The organism is Phaeobacter sp. CAU 1743, from assembly GCF_039839315.1.
Classification (GTDB): Bacteria; Pseudomonadota; Alphaproteobacteria; order Rhodobacterales; family Rhodobacteraceae; genus Phycobacter; species Phycobacter gallaeciensis_A.
Genome location: NZ_JBDOQR010000198.1, coordinates 1 through 1,093, shown reverse-complemented (window position 1 = coordinate 1,093; position 1,093 = coordinate 1). Strand labels below are relative to the sequence as shown.

Genomic DNA, 1,093 nt, shown 5'->3' with positions numbered 1-1,093 from the left:
AAACCAAACTTTAGCCGAAGAACAACCGTGGCCGCCAAGCGGCCCGCGCGGGCCTCGCTTCGCTACGAAAAGGCTCCGCTCAGCCCGCGCTAACGGCGGAAATTACACCAATCGTTGGGACACTGCTGCAAGCCCGCCCATGTCGATCCCTTCGCGTGCCATCAACCGGTCCGCGCCGACAAGAACCCGTCGGCCGTCGACGTTTGCTTCTACGCCGTAACCCGTGAGGGAGGAGAAGGCCGTAACCTCAGAAGATTTCAACCCTTTTTGAGCGGCCGCACGTGTGATGGCTTCGGCAATGGGGTGTTCGGATTGCGCCTCGAGCGCCGCAACGAGACGCAGGACGGTGTCACTGTCAAAACCCTCTGCGGTGATCAGGTCCGTTTTCCTTGGGCGCGTTCAAAGATCATCAGATCGCCTTCCCATTCACCGAAGGTCTCACGGGTCTTCACATGCTCCGGGCGTTGATGGATGGACCTATCTGGTGGGAAAACCTGGCCTCTGGGCCGTCTGGCGTAGCGTGGCTGCCGCTTCTTGCGACGGTTGGGTAGGTGGTGGGCCAGCTGTTCAGATTGACCTTCGCGACTGTAGACATAGGCATAAATCGTTTCGTGGCTGACCCGAACGGGCTGGAGGTGCTCACAGGCCAGGGAGCACAGATCGACACGACCACCGCAGCCGGTCGGCTGTCATTTGGGATCTTTGCCGCGCTCGCCGAATTTGAAAGCGAGTTGATCCGGGAACGCACCATGGCAGGGTTGCAGGCTGCCCGCGCGCGTGGTCGCAAAGGTGGTCGAAAGTTCGCACTCACCAAAGCCCAGGTCCGGATGGCGCAGGCAGCTATGGCGAACAGGGACACGTCCGTTTCTGAGCTGTGCCGTGAACTGGGCGTGAAGCCTGTAACTCTGTATCGATACGTCGATCCCAAAGGCAATCTGCGCGACTACGGGAAACGCGTGCTGGGCACTTAGACCAGATGAGCGTTTTGCGGCGGGCGAGCCGCAGATGTGGTTTTCTGACGAACACGGAAGAGTTCGAAGGAGAAAGACCAATGACGAAAACGCTTTACGTGGGGCTGGACGTCCACAAAGAC

General features: G+C 59.5%; 1 pseudogene. It reads left to right on the top strand.

Annotated elements, in window-relative coordinates:
• Window positions 1-626: 626 nt before the first annotated feature.
• A pseudogene (locus tag AAFO90_RS24945) lies at window positions 627-971 on the top strand (recombinase family protein); the annotation flags it as partial.
• Between the last annotated feature and the right edge of the window lie 122 nt (window positions 972-1,093).